This window comes from Cyanobacterium aponinum PCC 10605 (genome assembly GCF_000317675.1).
Lineage (GTDB): Bacteria > Cyanobacteriota > Cyanobacteriia > Cyanobacteriales > Cyanobacteriaceae > PCC-10605.
Genome location: NC_019777.1, coordinates 31,177 through 51,411, shown reverse-complemented (window position 1 = coordinate 51,411; position 20,235 = coordinate 31,177). Strand labels below are relative to the sequence as shown.

Genomic DNA, 20,235 nt, shown 5'->3' with positions numbered 1-20,235 from the left:
TTTATTCTTTCAATTGTCGAATTAAATAACCTAAATAACCAGAGATAAATATTTTCAGAAGTTCTGCCACTAATGCTTGAGTTTCGATAGATTTCTCAAAGAGAATTGAAATTAATAAAATCGATAAAGCATAAAAAATAAGCCATTCAATTTTCATTTATCATGGGGAGATAAACTATCAACGGATTTTTGTAGATTGTCTAATTTTTGATGGAAGTTATCGTTACTATGATGACTATATTCATCAGAAATATTTATTTTTTCTTTTAATTCCTCATGTTCAGTTTCTAGTTCATTTAATTGTGTTTTTACATTTGCTATTTGTTCTAAAAATATCTGATTCATTGCCGCCATTTTTGTGTCGATTAAAATATTCTGATGGTCGTAATTATTTTTGATTAGATTAATCTCATTATTAATTTTGTTGAGGTTACTATTAATTTTTTCATAGAATATAGTCCTTGATTCCTCATTCTTTTTCATAAATCTATTCATGGAATCTTTAGTTGCAAGAAGAATCTCGTCTTTGAGAGAATCTAATTTTTTATTTAGTTGATTAACAAGAAACTTAATCATTGAATAAATCAGTGTAACTATAAAAGAAATAATAGCGATAATAGCTTCAATTTTATCTAGTTTCATAAATTATTCCGACAAATTTTAACTATTCATTATAGACAATAAAAAAAAATAAATAATTAATTACTATACTAAGATTAAGTACAACAAATTAACAATAAAATGAGTAAAGGAATTGCTTTACATATAGGCATAAACAAGGTAGATAATGAATATTATGGAGTAGAAATACCTCCATTATTAGCCTGTGAAAATGATGCAATAGAATGGGAAAAAATTAGCCAGTCAAAAGGCTTCAATTCTCAAGTATTATTATCATCATCAGCAACGGCGGATAACATTATTAAACAAATAAAAAATAGTGCTAAACAGTTAAAATCTGGAGATGTATTCTTTTTAACTTATAGTGGTCATGGTAGCCAAATTCCCGACTTAAATCATGATGAAGAAGATAGTTTAGATGAATGTTGGATAGCCTATGATAAACCAATATTAGATGATGAATTAGAAATATTATGGACTAAGTTTAATGAAGGAGTAAAAATAGTTTTAATTTCAGATTCTTGTCATTCTGGCACAATGGTAAAGTCATTGAAAAGAAGAAAAATATTACATCCTCGTAATTTATCATTTACTGTCAGAAATCAAATTTGGTCTGACCATAAAAAATATAATAAACTAATCAAAAAATTAGACAAATTAGCTGATAAAAAAGGTAATTTAGAATTAAAAGCAAATATTATTTGTTTATCTGCCTGTCAAGATTATCAATTGGCATTCGAGGGTGAAAATCACGGTTTATTCACAGAGTGTTTATTAAAGATAATTCATCAGAATGAAAAACCAAAATGGGGACAAAAACCAAAACGATTAACGGCCAATTATTTGATAAATACTGCAAAAAAAATGCTCAAGGGGAAACAAATTCCTATGTATTATAAATCAGATAATATCACTCGTACTTATTTATTACAAGAAATTTTTTCTTTAACAAACTAATGAGTAAATACGGAATTTTTACAGAAGAAAATGATAGTGAGTATTATTTTCAAATAGTAAAACCGAGTAATGGTGAAAAAAAAGAAATTATTACCATTGAAAAACTGGATATGCGTTATCCCCCCAAATTCCAAATTGAAGGCATATTGAAAGAGGGTTTGGGCGATTTACTTATCTTTATTCCTTTTCCATTTTAAACTCACCTCTTTTATGAACTAAGAACTATGCTGTGTCTAAAAAATTATCTCAATTTATTATCAAAGGAGAAAAATAGATGAATACATTATTAACAGCAGAAAATAAAACCGATATTAATATTATCAATAATGCTTATTTTAATAATCAATTACCTTTAGAAAAATATGGTCAAGAAGCAGATATTGTTCGATTTGATATTAATGGGTTATTGCTAATTAGTATTAATGTAAAAAATGCTAATAATCTAACTTTATTATTATTTGATAACCAAGAAATATCAGAAGTAAAAGTAAAAGAAGGGATTAATCAAATTTACTGTCAAATAAAGTCTAATTCGTGGGGCTTCATCCTTTTTCCTATTGAGACAAAAGATATTAGTACCGTCAATATTGAACAAATCAATATAATTCCTTCTCCTCCTCATCCTGTCAGTTATTGGACGATTGGGAATGTAAATATTGATATTATTAATCGTATTTTAACTCTGAGTACCAATAAAGGAAGACCGATTTCTGTTGTCGGTAATGAGTTATTTAATGATCGTGATTATCTGCGAGATTATGGAGTTGAAGCCAGTGCTTTTGTCTTAAATAATTTACCCATAGGAGTTTATAATTTCCGAGTAGATTTAGCAAGAAAAGACAGTAATGAAAATGATTTATTATTGGCTTATAACGGAGAAAAATTAGTTACTATTACGGATAGTAATACTGAGTCAAAAACTGTTGAGGTAGAGGTAATTTATGGTTATATTTATCTAATTGCGATCGACTCTAATAAACGGAGTGGAATTACAGAATTTATCATCAGTGAAGTAAACCGAGTCAAAGATTTAGACTTTATTCCCCCCCAACCACTGTCATTAATACCAGATGAATCCCTGGGTAGAGTAATAGCGAATCGTAGATCCGCTGTTATTTCTACTGGTACAAATAGTCGTAGTATTAGTACAATCATTTCTGATTTAAGTTTAGAAGAAAAAGAAGTACCTGCTTATATACAAGAAGAATTAACAGTATTAAAGAATTTATTAGTGTCGAACTTTACTGAAGGTAGTTATGCAGTATGGAATTTAGAACAAGGACAATATCGACTGAAATGGCGATTAAAAACCACGGATAAAACTAACTTTGATTCAGTATATCTCTATGATGGTGAAACATTGGAATTATTAACGACGACGACCAATGCCACTATTCAATACTCTGCCACTCAATGGACTAGCCCTGAAACAACTACGGATATAAATATTCAGGGGAATAAATTAGCAATTATTGTACTTGATGAGCAGAGTAAGACTAGCACCACTAATTTTGAAATCGTTAGCTTAGAAAAAATTGAAACCAGTAAATCCTTTCTCATTGATACTGCTCAAGGGATTAATAGTGGTGAGATTAATTTTTCATTGGGGGCTGATTTTACTGTTTTTCATACTCTTATTAAGTGCGATCGACCTCAAGAATTAACGATTGAGATAGATAAACCAGTAATTATAGAGATTACCAATAGTGATTTAGAAGTGGTTTGTAGCAGAGAATATGTGAGTGGATTAGTAATTTGTTTAGAAATGGGAGAATATGCCCTTAATCTTTATACAGAGTCAACAATAGAAGAAGATTATCAATTAAATATCAGTACGACGGATTTTAATGAATTTGAACCTATTTATAGTGAACCACCCTACCCCATCGCTCCAACGTTGAGAAATTTAGGAGATGATTTTGCCACTGCTTTTGATTTTGGTGTGCTAAAACCGTGGGAAACCGATGGAAATACGGGACAAACTTGGCAAATGGGTTATGTTTATGCTACCGCTCATTTAGGACATAGTACCATCGAAAATAACATCAAAAAAGGATTGATAGATGTTTGTACTTTTACCTTGGAAGAAACTAGCTATCTTAATTTATTTCATCGTGGGGTAATGGTCACGATTATTGATGAAAATGGTATTATTGCCCATAGTAATAACAATGAGACAGGACAACTACAAGCAACCTTAGAAACAGGAAAATATTATCTGCAATTTGCCACGAATAATCCTGAATTATCCAATTATAGTGTGTCTATTTATTTATCTAATTCTGACCCTAATTATGCTGATTAATTAATACCTGAGTTCAATTTATGACAACGAGATTTTCTAATGAACTATATTTTACCGATGGTAGTATCGGTGAGCTAAAAACCGTCACTACATGGAATGTTTGGGATTGTGCATCCATGCAATGGACAGGGAGTCCTCCTGTTGTTCTACGCAATATTTTATTAGCTGGATTGCATCCCCGTTTGTTAATGGCGATTGGAGAGATTCAAAAGACGGATACAAACCCAAATTTGCTAAATCCTTTTGTACCGTCTAATTATCCGAAACAATATTTGGACTTAGCCAGTAATTCTCGTACTCACGGACGTTTTACTTTCAATCAAAACCCCATTGGAAGTTATTATTATGGTGAAGATTGGAAACGCATTATTTATGGTTCAATCGTCCATACTGGGTGTAAGAAATTAATTTATAAAGACATTTATTATCTAGTGGTTGATGATGAAAACCGTGATGAAAATGGCGATTATATGGACGATCCTGTCAATAATTATCATTGGTTTACGGGTGATTCCCATGCCAAAGCTAGTGCTGAGTTAATGGAGTTATTAGGACTTCCTAGAGATAAAGATGGTGTTATTAATCATATTGGTGGTTTTGTTGATGTTCGCAAACCAATACAATTTCGTGCCGCTTTTTTTGGTAAATGGGTAGGAAAAGGAACGATCGCACATAATCCAGTTTTAGATATTACTTATGATGGGAGTATTATTCAGGGATTAGAAGAGGAAGCCAAAATTGATTTAGTCATACCATTATCATCATTGAAGGGGAATAAACCGAAGTTAGGGGTGCATAAAGGGAAAATATTGATGGGCTTGGTATTTGAAGCAGAGAAAAGGAAAGCAAAACCGGGGTGGATGTTATTTCATATCAAATCCGTTTAATTAGCCACACTAAAAGATATTAATTAGGCCACCAATAAAAATTGGCTATTCCTTTAACTATTTCTTTTTCTTCCATAATTTTTTTGCATCTACTAATAACTACCTCTTCTAACTCTTCTAAATTTTTAAATGTCCTATTAGCGATGGCCTCATTTATTAATGGCCACAAACGTTCTGCCGGTTGTAATTCTGGAGAGTGAGAAGGCATCAGCATAACGTGGATTCCCTCTGGTATTTCCGTCGTTTCTTTAATCGGATGCCAACCAGCTTGATCCATTGCTAAAATCACCCTTTTGTTTTTACCTATTTCATAGTGCTGTGCAAAATCTTTTAAGACTCGATTAAACAATTCAGTATTTACATATGGTAGTAGCCACCAATATGTCTCTCCTGTATTTGGTTCCACAAAGCCATATAACCACAACCATTGAAAACGCCAATTGACCGTAGCTATCGGTTGATAACCTTTTTCTACCCATACTCTTCTCAATACTGGTTTGAGTCCTAAACGATGCTCATCCTCAGCCCACACTTGAACGTCCGCGTCGGGATATTCTTGTTGAATCTTTTTTTTTTTTCTGCTAGTTGATTTTTCCATTCATTTTGTTCAAGGCAGCTAGAATTTTGATGATTTGGACGAGGACATCGGAGACGATATTCTAATCCTTTAAGATATTCCCATCCTCTTTGAGGAGAAATAGTACGATCTAGAAGTTGAGTGAGCCATTTTGCGACTTTGACACCATTCCAAAGTCCTTGATCATCGGGGGGTGATTGTAATCTTTGATATAGCAGAGCTAATTGTTGATCGTCTAATAACGGTTTTCTACCCCGATTATGTTGTCTTTGATCCCCCAACATTTTTGCACCCGAACGATTATAACTACGAACAAGTTCGTAAATCCAACTTAAGCTATATCCTGTAACGTGGGAAACATAAGAGGTTCGTTTCCCTTGTGCTAATAACCAAATCACTTGGTAGTGAATTTTTTCAATCCCTTGTTTGGCTTTTCGATACCCTTGTTCTAATTCTTGTAAACTTAAATGGGGTTCAATTTTGATTCTTGAAGGCATTGGTCAAAATCTACGACAACAAATATACATCCTCTTGATTATACCATGTGCAATTAAGCGGATTTGATATCAGTGGTTTAATTTTGAGGTTTTGCAAAAAGATAAAATTATCGAAAGAATGATTAAGAAAGCAGAAGAGTTAAACCAAGCCTATAACAACATTATTCGATTAGCAGAAGTATTGAGAATTGAACAGGAAGACGCAGAAGCAGAATTAGACGAAGGCGATGAGATTCAGTCCATTGCTGAATATGAAAATACTATGGTTCGTATTATTAGGGCAGATAAAAAAGGAGTTTTATTATTACATCCCTATGTAGTTAGGCGAGTCAAAGAAAGAATGCAATCGGTATGGTTAAATTTAGCAAAGTCGGCTGGAGTAAGATTTTTCTCAGTTATGACTCAACCTGATGAAAGTTTAGCTCATTATCATGTGGTACTCCCTAATGGACGGATTCAGGGTAGAAAGGTATTTTGTGCACCTGATTTTAGAGAAGGAGAATACATCGTCTTTTGTAACCCGATGAGGCATTGGGGGGATTGTCAATTATGGGAAAATCGTCATGAGGGTGATTTTGTTAATGCTGAAGGAATTATGGCGGCTCCCCGTTTACTATTACTTTCTCTTGGGAGAGATACCGATGGTGATTTTGTCCAATTAATTAAATCCTCTGCTTATCCTGCTATGAGAGAGGCGATCGCTCGTTTTGATGAATCACCAGTAGTGGAGAAGTTACCTAAAGTACCATTGAAAGGTGATTTAAGAGAAGTTGCGATTGGGAGTATGAATGATTTAACGGGAGTCGTCGCAAGTTTATTAGGAAGAGCAAGAGGTGCAGGAGTAGAATATCACATATTAGAAATTCCTAATTTACAGGGTAAAAAAGAAGAAAGAAGAATTATTGATTTTCTCTCCCAAGAATTACAAATAGCGGTAGATAGTATTAAATCAGCTTACCCAAATAATACAACAGGATTAGATGTAGTAAAAAAATATTTGGATATGATTAAAGCAGATATTCCGTGGCTATCTGATTTCAAAAATCCCGATTGTTATAAAATACGTTCTTGTGAAGTAATTGCCGAAGCAACGGATACCATTAGTCGATTAGTCAAAACCGTTAATAGTTATTGGACTGCTCCTGACTTACAAGTAGCATCTAAACCCAGAAATTATCGAGATGTATTATTTAATGATGTATCCGTTGATGATTTCCAAATGGATTATGCGATGAATATTAGAAAATTATATCGTCAACAAATAGCTCAAGCGGTACGTTGGAAGGATGAAAATGAGGGAGATACTACTCAAATTAGACAAGTAGCTGAGTCCACTAAAGCAATGAAACCGATAATTTTGGAAACAAAGGGAAAGAATGGGGAACTATTCTCAACTGAGTCATGGGTAGCCTCATTTTGGAGAGTAGCCCACGAAGCTGATACGGGAGATGCAGGATTAGTATTCATGTTATTTGCGGATGAAATTATTGATGCTCTAACAGATATTCAAGGAAAGTCAGCCGATATGATCATTGCCTATGGCTGTCAACATGGGAAATGGGTAACACCCGGATGGCGATGGGAAGGGCAAACAGTACAAGTAAGGGCTTATATTCTCAATCTTTCGGGAAAACAATATCTGTCTCTGGAAATGAGCAGTTCACTAGCAACTAATTTAGTTGGGTTTCATCATCTGGGTATTATCGGGGAAAAGTATCGGGGAAAAGTGGCGATAGGAGAAACAAAAACCATGAGGATATTCACGACAAAGATGAAAAATAATTTGATGAGTGAAGCAACATTATTTGACCCTGATGTTTATACCGATGATGATATTCAAAATGTGCTTGATCCTCAATGGTGGGTGAAACAGTAAATTAACCATTAACTAAAGTGGGTTCAATCCATCTTAATTTACGTTTTGGGTTCTCTTTCTTTCTTTTTTATAATGAGAACTTTTACCTATAATTAGAGGAGATCTCACCTAATAAAATATTAATAAACAGTTCATGGCAACCAATGTTTGAATATCCTACCCTATTCTAAATTGATCTGAATATTGGACTTCTCTACATAAAAAGGATTATATCTATCTGCCTCACTAGCATAACCAACATACCATATTTGACCAGACCTAGTTTTTACAAAACCGTGAAGAAAGATTGATTGATTATTTGTTAATTTTTGTCTGACAGGATAATTTGTTCCTGCTCCATCAAAAGCATTTGTTGCCCTGACAATATTTGCAGAACTATCCTGCGGGTTAATTTTGAGGTTATGTTTAGTATCTAATAAATAACCTACGTTATATTTTTCACCGTTAAATACCCATACAGGATTAATTCTTTCATTGGGAGAGGCACTAAGATCTTTCCAACCTCTGGTCGTAGTATTTCTTTCTGTTACCCCGTTCCCCGTAAAACTGAGTACTTCTCGCCATTTTCCATTAAGATAACTATAAACACTGGTTGCACACCCTGCACTACCACACCACTTACGGTTACTATTAACAACCAATATTTCTGGAATTTTATCGTTATTCAAATCTATTTTTCTTGTCCAGATGTTATCAGTAGAAGATTCAGGATAAAAATTGTCCTTAACAAACTTAGCATCTATGCCACCTTGTTTATATAGTGAAGGGGCTGGAAAAGATCTTGACGGTTCTGTAATAAAATTCAATCCTATAATTACCAAAAAAAGCAAATCACTTAACTTTATTGTATTTAACCACATATCTCAATGCTCGATTATTATAAGAACAATGCAATTAAATACTATCATAATACTGTGAATATTTACATGAGAAGTATTTACAGAGAGTTTCTGAGTTTATTGCCGAAGCATTGTAAAATAGTAGATTTAGGCGGTGGTTCAGGAAGAGATACTCCTTATTTTCTGAAGCAGGGTTATCAGGTAACAGCCGTTGATGGTTCAGCAGAGATGGTCAAACTAAGTTCTGAATTAACAGGACAATCAACTTTCTTAATGACTTTTGACGAATTAAACTATGATAACTATTTTGATGGTGTTTGGGCTTGTGCTTCTTTACTTCATGTTCCTCGTACTAAAATATCTACTATTCTCTCTCTGATTATCAATGCTCTCAAATTTCAGGGAATCCTATACTTATCCTTTAAGTACGGCACGGAGGAAAGAATCGAGGCTAATCGCTTTTTCTGTGATTATAATGAGCAATTATTAGCTGATTTACTCACAGACTTAGACATTATCAACATCTAGTTAACGGAAGATAACACTAGACCTCTACAATGGATTAATGGATTAGCTAGAAAACCTTAATCTACGATTACCTCCCCCCCTATTTCTTCTACTAACTGTTGAGCTAAAGATTTACTTTCCACTCTATACAACCCTTAATTTAATGATTATAAATAGTTTTCTTTTCTCTTATTTTTCTTTATTTTGTTTACTAAACCAATACGAAACACGACAATGAAGTTAACCTTAAAAAAATATTTATCATATTCTTTTTTTTCTATTATATTATTTTCTCTAGTTTTGTCTATATATAAATCATCTCCTAGATTTGTTTATGCTGAGGAAATTAGTTTTTTTCGTGCCTCTCCCCGTTTAGCAAGAACACATACGACTTTTACTTTACCTAATGTTATTTCAACCTATATTTTTGAAATTGAAATACCTCAAAATGCAGTAAATTCCTTGCAAAAGATTGTTATTAATCAGCAAACAAATATGGAAACTATAGATTTTTTCCCAGACCAAACAAAGGCTTTTATCATTAATAATAATCAACAAAAAATTAATGTTACAGCAATAAATAATCTTAGTGATAATAAAAATGAACTTATTATTGAATTAGAACCAAGTATTCCATCAGGAAATACATTAAAACTAGAAGTAAAAACTCGTAATCCTCTTTATGGGGGTATTTATCAATATGGTGTCACAACATATCCACAAGGGAACAATCCTCGTGGTTTATATCTGGGTATTGCAAGATTTCATTTTGACCAACCGGGGGGAAGATTTTAACAATTCATTAAATTAATGATTGATATGACGATTTCTATTTTATTTATACTATTCCTTTTGCCATAAATGTAAAATTAATGTTGATTGATCTACTTTTATATTAAATCCAAAATAAATTGTGACAATTGTGATACTTGAGTAAAAATGTAATCGGCATTAATATTTTGATTGACTTTTGTTAACCCCCAAGTGGCATACACAGATAAAATTCCTGCCTGACTAGATGCAATAATATCATCTTCTTGAACACCTACATAAATAACAGAATTTGCCTCACCTGATAATTGTTGTATTGCTTTATATAGTGACTCAGGATGTGGTTTATGATATACCGTATCATGATAAGCGACTATACTGTCTATCTGCCATCCCCAATAATTAATTACTTTTAAACAATAATTTTTAGGACTTGAGGTTACAATCCCTATTTTTAGATTATTTGACTTTAAATTATACAATAATTCATTGATACCGTTATAAGGTAATAATTGGGGGATTAAATCATACACTTTAGACCATTCTCTATTTTTACGATAAATTTCTGCTTGTCGAGAATCAATTAATGTTTGGTCAAAGTCAAATTTAAAAGTCTTGTCTAGTATGCTATCGAGGCTCACAACGCATTTACTTAATTTGAGGTCATTTTGGTTGAGGGTCGCAGTTATATGATGATTGATTTAGGGGGATTTGTCAGTTCCGAACTTTGCCCCCATATCTCCATCTGTTTCAAAGTATGAGCAGAAATTGGATAAAATCTCAAATTGTCTTCATTTTCTTTAAAAACTTTTTTTAATCTTTTTCTCAATTCTTTATATTGTTTTGCATTTAACACAGACTCAAACACACTATATTGAACTCTTGAGCCATAGCCTTCAAGAATATCTGCAATTTTTTTTCTTCTTTTGTCATCAGGAATATCATAACAAATTAGGTAAAATAGCATTATTTTTATCTTAATAAATAGGGTTCGTAGGTGTTAGCTGGACTATAAAAAAATTGTTTTATTTTTTTCACCTGTTGCATTAATAAATCCCATCTTGGTTCTTTATAGCCCTGTTCATTTGTGATCATTTCCTCCATTCTGGTCACAAATGCCTGTAAATATTTTCTTCTACCATTATCATTAAGATAACAACCACCATTGCGAAAAACAAAATCTTCCTCGGCATTAATGATATTTTTATTAACTAAATAAAGAATTAAAGAGTCAACAATTCCAGCCCTAAATTCTTCAATTAAATCTGATGTTAAAGCCGCATGGCGATCGCTACTTTGATGTAAACAACCGTAGTAAGGATCTAAGCCTTGTAATTCAATAAGGGCAAATAAATGATTCCATAATACTTGATAACCAAAACTAAGAAGAGCGTTAACTTGATTACCAGGAGGGCGACGAGAGCGAGAATAAAAGATAAAACTAGGGTTATTAAAACACTGCCCAAAGGCAGAGAAATAACTAGCGGCACTAGCACCTTCATAACCAAATAGTTTCTCAATACTATCGGCTTTTTCAGCCTGTTGGCAAAGATAATTTAAACTATCGATTGTTTGTTGTAATTCAAGATTTTCTTTTCTTCTTTGCTGTCTTTGCAGGATGGTTTTTGAGTTCTTAATTTTAGCAGAAACAATATTTCTTGCGACTATTAATTGATCGTAAAATTCCAGTTGTTGTTGATAACGAGATAATTGGCGATAACCTCTTTCAATAGCAATTATGCGTCCATAACAATAGCCCATTCGTGATAAATAGAGAATTGGTATATCTCGCCACAGACAACTTCTAATTAATTGAGTAGTGAGTTGAGACTTACCAAATATTAAAATTTGCTCTACTAACGGTAACTGAATTTGGTTGATTATATCTTTATTTTTTTTGACTAATATTAGTTCTTTTTCTAAGCATAAATAACATCCCTGTTGAGAAATATATACTGTTTTCATTTTGATACCTTCGAGTGACTTTTAGTGGTATATTTTGCCTGTACTTATTGCCGATCGCTTCTATCTAAATAATTAGGATCATTTTGTCTGGTTATTCCCCCCTGAAATTGTCCATCTAAAGGGCGATCTAAATATCGTGGATCTTGAGATTGTTGTAACCAAAACGCAATAGCATCGAAAACCATTGTGACCAAAAAAGTAGAAATCGTCACAGCGATGGTATTAAAAATAACGGCGGCTAATCCTAAAGGTGCGATTAAAAGTAGAGAAAGGGTAATTAAACCATTAATAAAGGCGGAAGCAATATTTTTCACAAGGCTTCCTTTGAATCGATTATTCATTTTTATTTATTATTAATAACTATTATTTTTGTAAATAAATTGATTTAATCTCTTTTCGATTTCTCCTAAATGCGGTGATTTAAGTCTTTTCTTCGGTGGTTTAGCTAAATTTTGAGCGGTTTCTGTTAATTGTAATTCTAAAATAATTCTCTCTAATTGTTGAGTATCAATGGGAATTTCATTATTGACGGTGATTGTTTCGGAAATAGGAGCTTTTTTCTCTTTATCCTCATTAATGATTTCCGCTTCTATCTTCACAGGTGGATTTTCTGGTGGAGGAACATTAGTAACATTCGTATTATTAATAGTGTTGTTGTCAGAGTTAATTTTCGTATAATTAGCGGAGAATTGAGAAGGATTAGGGGAAGGAGTGGTTTCTGGGGTGGGTTGAGAAGGGATTATTTCTCCTTCCTGATATTGATTAACTAAGGCTTGAATTGTCGGTAAATCAATTTTGCCATTCTTTTTCATTTCCTTCTGGTAAAGGGTGATTAATATTTCCTGTTCCCATGTCGTTAGGTTCATATTCATAGTGGTAGCTGTTTTCTAAAGATTGAATGGTTGGATCTAGTTCGGAGATAATATGGGTGTCGTTGGCTTGGGCTATCATTAAAGCCTGTCTCATTTCTTGAAAGTAGTCATCAATAATGATTTGTAATTGGGGATCGTACGAGTTTTGCACATCTTTACTGAGGGCGTGGGTTAATGCCATCACGCAGGAGGCTATACTGGTAATAGCTGATAAGATAAAGATGAAGTAAGAAAGACCTAATTCTGTCCATTTTCCCTTAGATAGTTTATTAAATACTTCGGTAGTGGCTAACCCCACAAGGATTGTTCCCGACTTGATCTCTCGTTGATTTGTAAAATGTTCGTTAAAGACTTGGAGGGCAAATTTTTCTAAAAAGACTAAATCTGATCCTGTTTGACTACGTTCGGTTAGGAGGTTTTGATAAGATAAAATCGCAGTTTCTAATTCTTGATTTTTTTCGTTTTCTAAACGGGTAACTTGACGACAAACGGGTAATTTTTCAAAGGGTAAATTGTTCCAGTTAGTATCTTTTTGGGCAAAAGCACCGTATAAACTCACATATAAAGCATCTCGGTTAGGATGCCTAGGGGGAAGGGTATTAAATTGAGTTGTGCCGACATCGCATCTTTCTTTAACATTAAGGTAGATGGGGTTTTCTGATTGTTGTAGGTAGGTAATTTGATTTTCTTTATCGGTTAAATAATTATTGGCGATTTTAGTTGCATAGATGCGGTTCAATTCAGAGCGGTTATTCATCATTTCTACACCGATACCAGTAGCCCCTGTTTGTATGACGTTTAAGCCTACTAAAGCCAGTAAACCACCCCATAATGACCAACTACGATTACCTTTGCGACATTTCGCCACACTTGCACCAAAGGTGTTACCAATGCCTAAAACCGCTCCTGTGGCTAATATCGCTCCCATTCCTCCAACAATAGGTAAAAATGTAGTTTCCACTAAAAAGAAAAAGAGGGGAAAGTTAGAGATGCCATTAATCCAGTTAGCAATGGTGATGGAACTAGCGGTGAGGTGCGATCGAGATTCCACATTATCGGTTACATATACTTTACCATGTAAATCATTAGGATTAACAATAATTAAATTAAGGAAACAACGGAGAAATTTTTTATCATTATTATCAAGAGTATTGTCTTGGTTAGGATCGTATTTACCTTGGGCGATTAGTTTAGCCTTTGCCACCAAATCAGGGCGAGTGGAGATAAGCCAAGTAATATCAGAGCGAACCTTATCAAAATTATCGGATAGATTCATAGATAATCAATACAATATGAAGGGATATGATTTGTAGATTTGTAGATGCTTACTGCAAAGGGGTTTACTGGTGTTGGGTTACGCTATCGCACTTCCCAACCTACGAAAGCGATTTTAGAATGATTGATTTCTTGGTATTAATTTTCTAAGTTTGCCTCAACAGTCACTATTGTTACCCATTCCTAAACAAATAACTCTCATAAGCTAATATTCATTAAAAGATTTTTTTTTCTCAAAACTTCTTATTTATAAATCTTTTATCAGATATGAACTAAAATGATTAATATTAAATTTTTCAAAATTCTATGGCAAAAAAACCAACTCTACATCCCCATAGCGATTTAAAATCCTTTCAACGATTAATGTTATTAATCCTCACTATCATTAATCATCCCAACCTCGGCACAGAAGAAGACTCCAACACCAACGTTATCCATCAACTGCAAGAAAAAATCATCTCCATTGCCCAACAATATCATATTGACATTCCTCCTCCAGCCATTGCCACTCTCAGAAAAGATTTAGAAACTCTCCGAGAATACAATATTTTAGAAAGAAGAATGTATCGTTGGGGTTACTATTTCGGTACTGGCGTTATGACTAAACCCGAATTTAAAACCGCTTTTGATGCTTTAGAGTCTATGGCAAATTATCAAGGAGATGCCACAGCCAAAAAAATTTATCAACAATTAGAAAAAAGAATTAGAGGATTAGAGTTAAAGACAAAGGATGATTTTTTCTATCCCATCAAAAGAAATTATAACCGAGCCGTTAACTATACAGATCCTAAAGAAATGATTTTAAAGGGAAATAATCAAAAGACTTTATATCATCATATACCATCTTTAGAAGAAGCAATTATTAAAGGACAGACTATCGAAATTAGTCGCAAAAAAGATTTTTATAATCAAGGAAATATCGGCATAGAAATCGTCATTCCTATACAGTTAATTTATTACAATATTGCTTGGTATTTAGTATATGAAAACTGTGCTAATGGTCATTTAATTATAGGAAGATTAAACCGTTTTAGTGATTATTTTCAATTATTATCCCCGGCGGGTAGAAATATTCAAGCTCAAAAAGAATGTCTGAAAAATGTTGAACAGTTATTAACTAATGGTTGGGGATTAAACTTAGGTAATTTAGAGGAACAACAATTAGAATTAAAAGGAAAACTGACACTGGAAAAAATTAAAGTCAGGTTTTATCCTCCTATTTCTAATTTTATTTTGGAAGGAGATTTAAGACACTCTAAACAAAGAATAAAAGTTACTAAAGATAACTATAATAATCAAATTTTATTTCTCGATTATTTTATAAGTCTTCCTCCCCGTTCTCTTAATGAATTTTTATTTTGGTTACAGAGTTATGGTAGTTGTGTCGAAGTTATTTACCCTGAAGATTTACGGGATAGACATAAAGAAGGTGCGATCGCACTCTCCCAACGCTACCAAAAACTAGACAAAACATCGTAGTTTCCCCCATTAAGGGAGAGATAATTACATAGCGTGTTATCGTTATAATCCCAAGTTTCCATTCAATTAGTTTCTCCCATTAAGGGAGAGTGCGTTAACGAAAAAGCTTCGTCTAAAACCATCGAAGCCTTGTTTCCATTCAATTAGTTTCTCCCATTAAGGGAGAGTTCTTTTTTATGTACTTTATTTAGTTCATAGATATGAACGGTTTCCATTCAATTAGTTTCTCCCATTAAGGGAGAGCTTAAATAATAATAAACTGATGATCATCTCTCAATAAAGTTTCCATTCAATTAGTTTCTCCCATTAAGGGAGAGCCTTTCATTGTTAAACAAAACAACGATACCAATATTGAGTTTCCATTCAATTAGTTTCTCCCATTAAGGGAGAGGGCAGGTAGTACAGGTGCTCATGCTTGGATTTGTTTCTGGGTACGTTTCCATTCAATTAGTTTCTCCCATTAAGGGAGAGTGATTATGTAGTAACTGTTAGCTACGATGAAATAAAGTTTCCATTCAATTAGTTTCTCCCATTAAGGGAGAGCCGAGGACGAATATACTCGAACTGAAAAGATTTATTTGTTTCCATTCAATTAGTTTCTCCCATTAAGGGAGAGGTTAATGGCACGAACACAGTAAATCCCTTAACTTCTTTTTCAACCTGTTTCCATTCAATTAGTTTCTCCCATTAAGGGAGAGCCTGAAAAATATTCCGACTTAGCAGATGACGCTGCCATGTGCGTTTCCATTCAATTAGTTTCTCCCATTAAGGGAGAGAATAGACCGTTCTCTCCAGTGACGGCAACGTTAGCCATGTGTTTCCATTCAATTAGTTTCTCCCATTAAGGGAGAGTCTTATTCTCGAGGAGATGGCAACTCAGGAGGACGACCTGTTTCCATTCAATTAGTTTCTCCCATTAAGGGAGAGGTAGTGTTGCTGGAGATTATGAAACCGCATTATCTTTAGTTTCCATTCAATTAGTTTCTCCCATTAAGGGAGAGTTTTTCTTTTTCTTGGCAAGCTATCCTCAACTCGTCTAAGGTTTCCATTCAATTAGTTTCTCCCATTAAGGGAGAGTCTAGTTCCCACGAGACTGTACAGCTTTATATGACTGCGTTTCCATTCAATTAGTTTCTCCCATTAAGGGAGAGTGGTTAATAATTCAGCCTCCTCGAAAGAGGAGCTATGGGTTTCCATTCAATTAGTTTCTCCCATTAAGGGAGAGCGGTAAATCTGCTATTGTTAATTCTACTATTACTTCTAAAGTTTCCATTCAATTAGTTTCTCCCATTAAGGGAGAGAAATCTATGCGTCCAGATGAATTGTATCACCTAGATCTAAGTTTCCATTCAATTAGTTTCTCCCATTAAGGGAGAGATTGGTTACATGCTAATTGCCCAGAGACTGTTGGATTGTTTCCATTCAATTAGTTTCTCCCATTAAGGGAGAGAACTGGGCTGATTTAACTCAAGAAGAAAAGGGTATGAAGGTTTCCATTCAATTAGTTTCTCCCATTAAGGGAGAGATTAATGCTGATGTTATTAAAGGTGGGGATATACCTCGTTTCCATTCAATTAGTTTCTCCCATTAAGGGAGAGGATAAAGTAGCCGAGGCAGAGCAGAAAACTGAAGAAGAGATTGTTTCCATTCAATTAGTTTCTCCCATTAAGGGAGAGGGCTGCTTCTGGCGGATATCCCACTATATTCTTAAATTCAGTTTCCATTCAATTAGTTTCTCCCATTAAGGGAGAGCAGTTGCTACCTATCTATTCTCCAGAACTCTGTTACGATATTTGTTTCCATTCAATTAGTTTCTCCCATTAAGGGAGAGCCTGCCTCCACCTTAAAGACAACAGAGCGCAATGTTGAGTTTCCATTCAATTAGTTTCTCCCATTAAGGGAGAGAGTAAATTTAAGCCCGTACCTTCTGAATGGGCAAGTTGTTTCCATTCAATTAGTTTCTCCCATTAAGGGAGAGTTTAAACGTCAAATCAATATTGTTGATTAACTTGGAGGTTTCCATTCAATTAGTTTCTCCCATTAAGGGAGAGTCTCACCCAAGGGATGACTTTCGATGAGGACGCGGATATGGTTTCCATTCAATTAGTTTCTCCCATTAAGGGAGAGTTTAATTTGTCAACCAATTCAGGGTTTGCATCTAATTGCGTTTCCATTCAATTAGTTTCTCCCATTAAGGGAGAGCGAATGCCTTTATCATAGGTAGTAATAAAAACTTAGGTTTCCATTCAATTAGTTTCTCCCATTAAGGGAGAGATAAACTTTTCTTGCCAAGATACAAGTTGGTATGAAGTTTCCATTCAATTAGTTTCTCCCATTAAGGGAGAGCCCGGCTATAGCAGAGCTAGTTCAGCAACACCAAGCCTTCTTGTTTCCATTCAATTAGTTTCTCCCATTAAGGGAGAGCTCATTAAACTCTTCGCGAGATACTGAATTTGCTAATTGGGCTTTTAAGTTTCCATTCAATTAGTTTCTCCCATTAAGGGAGAGATGGGATAAGCTGAAGATGTCACGATTGCCTTCTAGTTTCCATTCAATTAGTTTCTCCCATTAAGGGAGAGGCAGTGATTGAGATGAACGTGTATAGTGATCGCATATCAGTTTCCATTCAATTAGTTTCTCCCATTAAGGGAGAGGATACTATCAATGCTGTTCGCCAAGGTAATGATATTCCGATGCAGGTTTCCATTCAATTAGTTTCTCCCATTAAGGGAGAGCTGTACAGCATTTAGCTAGTGATATCTTAACTAGCGTGTTTGGTTTCCATTCAATTAGTTTCTCCCATTAAGGGAGAGGAGTTTCTTTCCTTTTTATGAAGCTATAACAGGGGCTATGTTTCCATTCAATTAGTTTCTCCCATTAAGGGAGAGAGAAGTTTTTTGCTATCGAGGGTCTACGCGGTCAGGTCAGTTTCCATTCAATTAGTTTCTCCCATTAAGGGAGAGATCTTGATAAACTCCCACCAAAGTTACATTATGTGCTTGTTTCCATTCAATTAGTTTCTCCCATTAAGGGAGAGTGTTTACCGTTTAGCACTAAAGAGAACAAACCCTCTTTACGGTTTCCATTCAATTAGTTTCTCCCATTAAGGGAGAGCTAACTCAGGAAACCGCCCGTGTTGAGGCTGAAAAACTAGTTTCCATTCAATTAGTTTCTCCCATTAAGGGAGAGACTGTTTAATAATCGCAGGGAGATATAGATATATATCGTTTCCATTCAATTAGTTTCTCCCATTAAGGGAGAGCTAATTCATTGGGGGATTAGTAAAACAAAACTTAGTTTCCATTCAATTAGTTTCTCCCATTAAGGGAGAGCGCCAGTTTTAAAACGCTTATCTGATAATAATTCCAGAGGCGGTTTGCGACCGATAGCAAAATTATAATCAATTTAACCTATTTTTGTCAAAGAAAAATCTCTGAAATCCTTATCTAACAATACATCGAGGGATAAAACGAGAGAATAAGTATTTAAGTTCATTTCTGCTATCCGTCGCTATTGATTAGTTTTGCCATAATCTTTTTATTTAATACAGCAAAACAGCTTTCCTTAATAAAAGAATCAGGAAACAAGTCACTTAGAATACTCTGAATTTTATTAACCATATCATTCAACTCAGTTTCCGTAATATCGGACTCAGAGACTCCCTCAAACTGATGTACTAATTCATTGCGTTTGTCACAATAAGATTCTAAATGAAGTAAATTATCGATTAAAGATTTAGGGCAAGAAAAAGAAGGATACTGAATAATTCTTAACATCACAATTCGACTCATCTTGTCTATTTGTAGAGTTTGATTATATTGTCTATATTTCTGAACATATTTTCTCAATTCACCATGTTCATAATTATTACAAGCATTAATGACTGATTGTTTAAGATTTTGATTCCAAGATTTATTTAATAAATCAGGAGAAATAAATTTTCTCACCAAAAACTTTAATACGAACTCTTGAAAACCAAAAACTAAAATTAAAAACTGAGAATATTCTTTCGTTTTTAAATGAGCTAAAATATGATAATAAAGTTCAATTAAAATGCTCTCTTGATTTTTACTAGCTAATCTGTTGATTTCTTTGGTTAATCTTTCCTCAAAAAAAGAACGAAAATCTCGAATATATTCACTAGCATCCTTAAAATTAAAAGCAAGGCGATAAGCCCCATATTGTAAAAAATAACCAATTCCATTATCAACCAGTGAGCTATTAGATAAAGTTTTTAAAGCACCATTATAGTTATAGTTACTAACCTGTTCTTTAATTACTTTAATATCAAATTCTTGTTTTAAAATATCCACATTAGTCTTAAATACTCTTGCTTGTCCTTCTCTCATTTCACGGGGATTTCTCACCTGCCAAATATTACTTTTAGGGAGATAACCAGCACCCTGTAAAACCCCTAAAGATGCTTTCATTGTAGGAGTACCAGAAGAAGAATTTAACTCTAAAATATCATCACCTTTTTGAATTTCCTGAATTTTCTTAATTTGTGTTTTTACTTCTTCAATAACTAAAGATAAATTAACAGGATCAGTTGATAACTTTTCTTGTACTTGAATTAAGCTAAAATCTTCAGGTTTAAAAGGAGAATTTTCTAAAATATCGAGTAACCATTCTTGAGTTTCTTTTGCCCCTTTTGCCGTAGTTTCAGTATATAAAAGAATAATTTTTTTGATGGTTTTTTGTTGAGCTAATAAATATCTAACTAGAGTAACGATTGATCCTTCCTCATTAGTGTTGTGAGAAACAGGATCTTGATTTCCAACAAAAGAAAATAAAATACTAGCCATAA

The 20,235-nt window shown here is 33.8% G+C and carries 18 protein-coding genes, 1 pseudogene and 1 CRISPR repeat array; of the genes and pseudogenes, 8 read left to right on the top strand and 11 right to left on the bottom strand.

Annotated features, from left to right (window positions below; translation table 11 throughout):
• Position 1: 1 nt before the first annotated feature.
• A complete protein-coding gene (locus CYAN10605_RS18965; RefSeq protein ID WP_015221284.1) occupies positions 2–157 on the bottom strand; it encodes a hypothetical protein in 156 nt (51 codons plus the stop codon).
• Positions 154–642: a hypothetical protein gene (locus CYAN10605_RS17560; RefSeq protein WP_015221283.1), complete on the bottom strand. Its 489-nt coding sequence runs from the start codon at positions 640–642 to the stop codon at positions 154–156. The genes CYAN10605_RS18965 and CYAN10605_RS17560 overlap by 4 nt, the downstream gene beginning before the upstream one ends.
• 99 nt (positions 643–741) lie before the next feature.
• Between CYAN10605_RS17560 and CYAN10605_RS17555 the strand changes: the two genes are divergently transcribed.
• From CYAN10605_RS17555 to CYAN10605_RS17540, 4 genes are all read left to right on the top strand, one after another.
• Positions 742–1,578 carry a caspase family protein gene (locus CYAN10605_RS17555; RefSeq protein ID WP_015221282.1) on the top strand — a complete coding sequence of 279 codons (837 nt, stop codon included), beginning with the start codon at positions 742–744 and terminating at the stop codon, positions 1,576–1,578.
• Entirely contained in the window at positions 1,578–1,775 is a 198-nt protein-coding gene (locus CYAN10605_RS17550; RefSeq protein ID WP_015221281.1) for a hypothetical protein, read from the top strand. Before CYAN10605_RS17555 ends, CYAN10605_RS17550 begins: the two co-directional genes overlap by 1 nt.
• A gap of 77 nt (positions 1,776–1,852) precedes the next feature.
• The gene (locus CYAN10605_RS17545; RefSeq protein WP_015221280.1) at positions 1,853–3,883 is read left to right on the top strand and encodes a hypothetical protein; all 2,031 of its coding nucleotides are present in this window, start codon (positions 1,853–1,855) and stop codon (positions 3,881–3,883) included.
• A gap of 20 nt (positions 3,884–3,903) precedes the next feature.
• Positions 3,904–4,770 carry a hypothetical protein gene (locus CYAN10605_RS17540; RefSeq protein ID WP_015221279.1) on the top strand — a complete coding sequence of 289 codons (867 nt, stop codon included), beginning with the start codon at positions 3,904–3,906 and terminating at the stop codon, positions 4,768–4,770.
• A 19-nt stretch (positions 4,771–4,789) separates the two neighbouring features.
• Here the strand turns inward: CYAN10605_RS17540 and CYAN10605_RS18445 are convergent.
• Positions 4,790–5,844, bottom strand: a pseudogene (locus tag CYAN10605_RS18445) (IS630 family transposase).
• A 118-nt stretch (positions 5,845–5,962) separates the two neighbouring features.
• On the opposite strand from CYAN10605_RS18445, the gene CYAN10605_RS17525 reads away from it, so the two are divergent.
• Entirely contained in the window at positions 5,963–7,720 is a 1,758-nt protein-coding gene (locus CYAN10605_RS17525; RefSeq protein WP_015221278.1) for a hypothetical protein, read from the top strand.
• Between the two features lie 161 nt (positions 7,721–7,881).
• On the opposite strand, the gene CYAN10605_RS18005 is transcribed toward CYAN10605_RS17525, so the two are convergent.
• Entirely contained in the window at positions 7,882–8,580 is a 699-nt protein-coding gene (locus CYAN10605_RS18005) for a hypothetical protein (RefSeq protein ID WP_015221277.1), read from the bottom strand.
• Positions 8,581–8,646: 66 nt separating this feature from the next.
• On the opposite strand from CYAN10605_RS18005, the gene CYAN10605_RS17515 reads away from it, so the two are divergent.
• Positions 8,647–9,087, top strand: coding sequence for a class I SAM-dependent methyltransferase (locus CYAN10605_RS17515; protein WP_241212847.1), 441 nt, complete (start codon positions 8,647–8,649; stop codon positions 9,085–9,087).
• A 279-nt stretch (positions 9,088–9,366) separates the two neighbouring features.
• Entirely contained in the window at positions 9,367–9,861 is a 495-nt protein-coding gene (locus tag CYAN10605_RS17510) for a DUF2808 domain-containing protein (protein WP_190275037.1), read from the top strand.
• A 95-nt stretch (positions 9,862–9,956) separates the two neighbouring features.
• On the opposite strand, the gene CYAN10605_RS17505 is transcribed toward CYAN10605_RS17510, so the two are convergent.
• The 6 genes from CYAN10605_RS17505 to CYAN10605_RS17480 are packed head-to-tail and all read right to left on the bottom strand — an operon-like array spanning position 9,957 to position 13,950.
• A complete protein-coding gene (locus tag CYAN10605_RS17505; protein WP_015221274.1) occupies positions 9,957–10,478 on the bottom strand; it encodes an HAD family hydrolase in 522 nt (173 codons plus the stop codon).
• Positions 10,479–10,522: 44 nt separating this feature from the next.
• The gene (cas2, locus tag CYAN10605_RS17500) at positions 10,523–10,804 is read right to left on the bottom strand and encodes a CRISPR-associated endonuclease Cas2, Ssr7093 family (protein WP_015221273.1); all 282 of its coding nucleotides are present in this window, start codon (positions 10,802–10,804) and stop codon (positions 10,523–10,525) included.
• A 5-nt stretch (positions 10,805–10,809) separates the two neighbouring features.
• Positions 10,810–11,802, bottom strand: a complete 993-nt coding sequence (locus tag CYAN10605_RS17495) for a CRISPR-associated endonuclease Cas1, Slr7092 subtype (protein WP_015221272.1) — start codon at positions 11,800–11,802, stop codon at positions 10,810–10,812.
• 44 nt (positions 11,803–11,846) lie between these two features.
• Complete coding sequence (csx18, locus tag CYAN10605_RS17490) at positions 11,847–12,143, bottom strand: CRISPR-associated protein Csx18 (RefSeq protein WP_015221271.1); 297 nt, start codon at positions 12,141–12,143, stop codon at positions 11,847–11,849.
• 12 nt (positions 12,144–12,155) lie between these two features.
• Positions 12,156–12,614 (bottom strand): hypothetical protein, encoded by a 459-nt coding sequence (locus tag CYAN10605_RS17485; protein WP_015221270.1) that lies wholly within the window; start codon positions 12,612–12,614, stop codon positions 12,156–12,158.
• Positions 12,592–13,950: a hypothetical protein gene (locus CYAN10605_RS17480; RefSeq protein ID WP_015221269.1), complete on the bottom strand. Its 1,359-nt coding sequence runs from the start codon at positions 13,948–13,950 to the stop codon at positions 12,592–12,594. Before CYAN10605_RS17480 ends, CYAN10605_RS17485 begins: the two co-directional genes overlap by 23 nt.
• Before the next feature lie 305 nt (positions 13,951–14,255).
• Between CYAN10605_RS17480 and CYAN10605_RS19245 the strand changes: the two genes are divergently transcribed.
• Positions 14,256–15,428 (top strand): helix-turn-helix transcriptional regulator, encoded by a 1,173-nt coding sequence (locus CYAN10605_RS19245; protein WP_015221268.1) that lies wholly within the window; start codon positions 14,256–14,258, stop codon positions 15,426–15,428.
• Between the two features lie 54 nt (positions 15,429–15,482).
• Positions 15,483–18,760: direct repeats of the CRISPR family, unit length 36 nt; unit sequence GTTTCCATTCAATTAGTTTCTCCCATTAAGGGAGAG.
• A 168-nt stretch (positions 18,761–18,928) separates the two neighbouring features.
• Here the strand turns inward: CYAN10605_RS19245 and CYAN10605_RS17475 are convergent.
• Positions 18,929–20,233, bottom strand: a complete 1,305-nt coding sequence (locus CYAN10605_RS17475; RefSeq protein WP_015221267.1) for a hypothetical protein — start codon at positions 20,231–20,233, stop codon at positions 18,929–18,931.
• Positions 20,234–20,235: the final 2 nt, after the last annotated feature.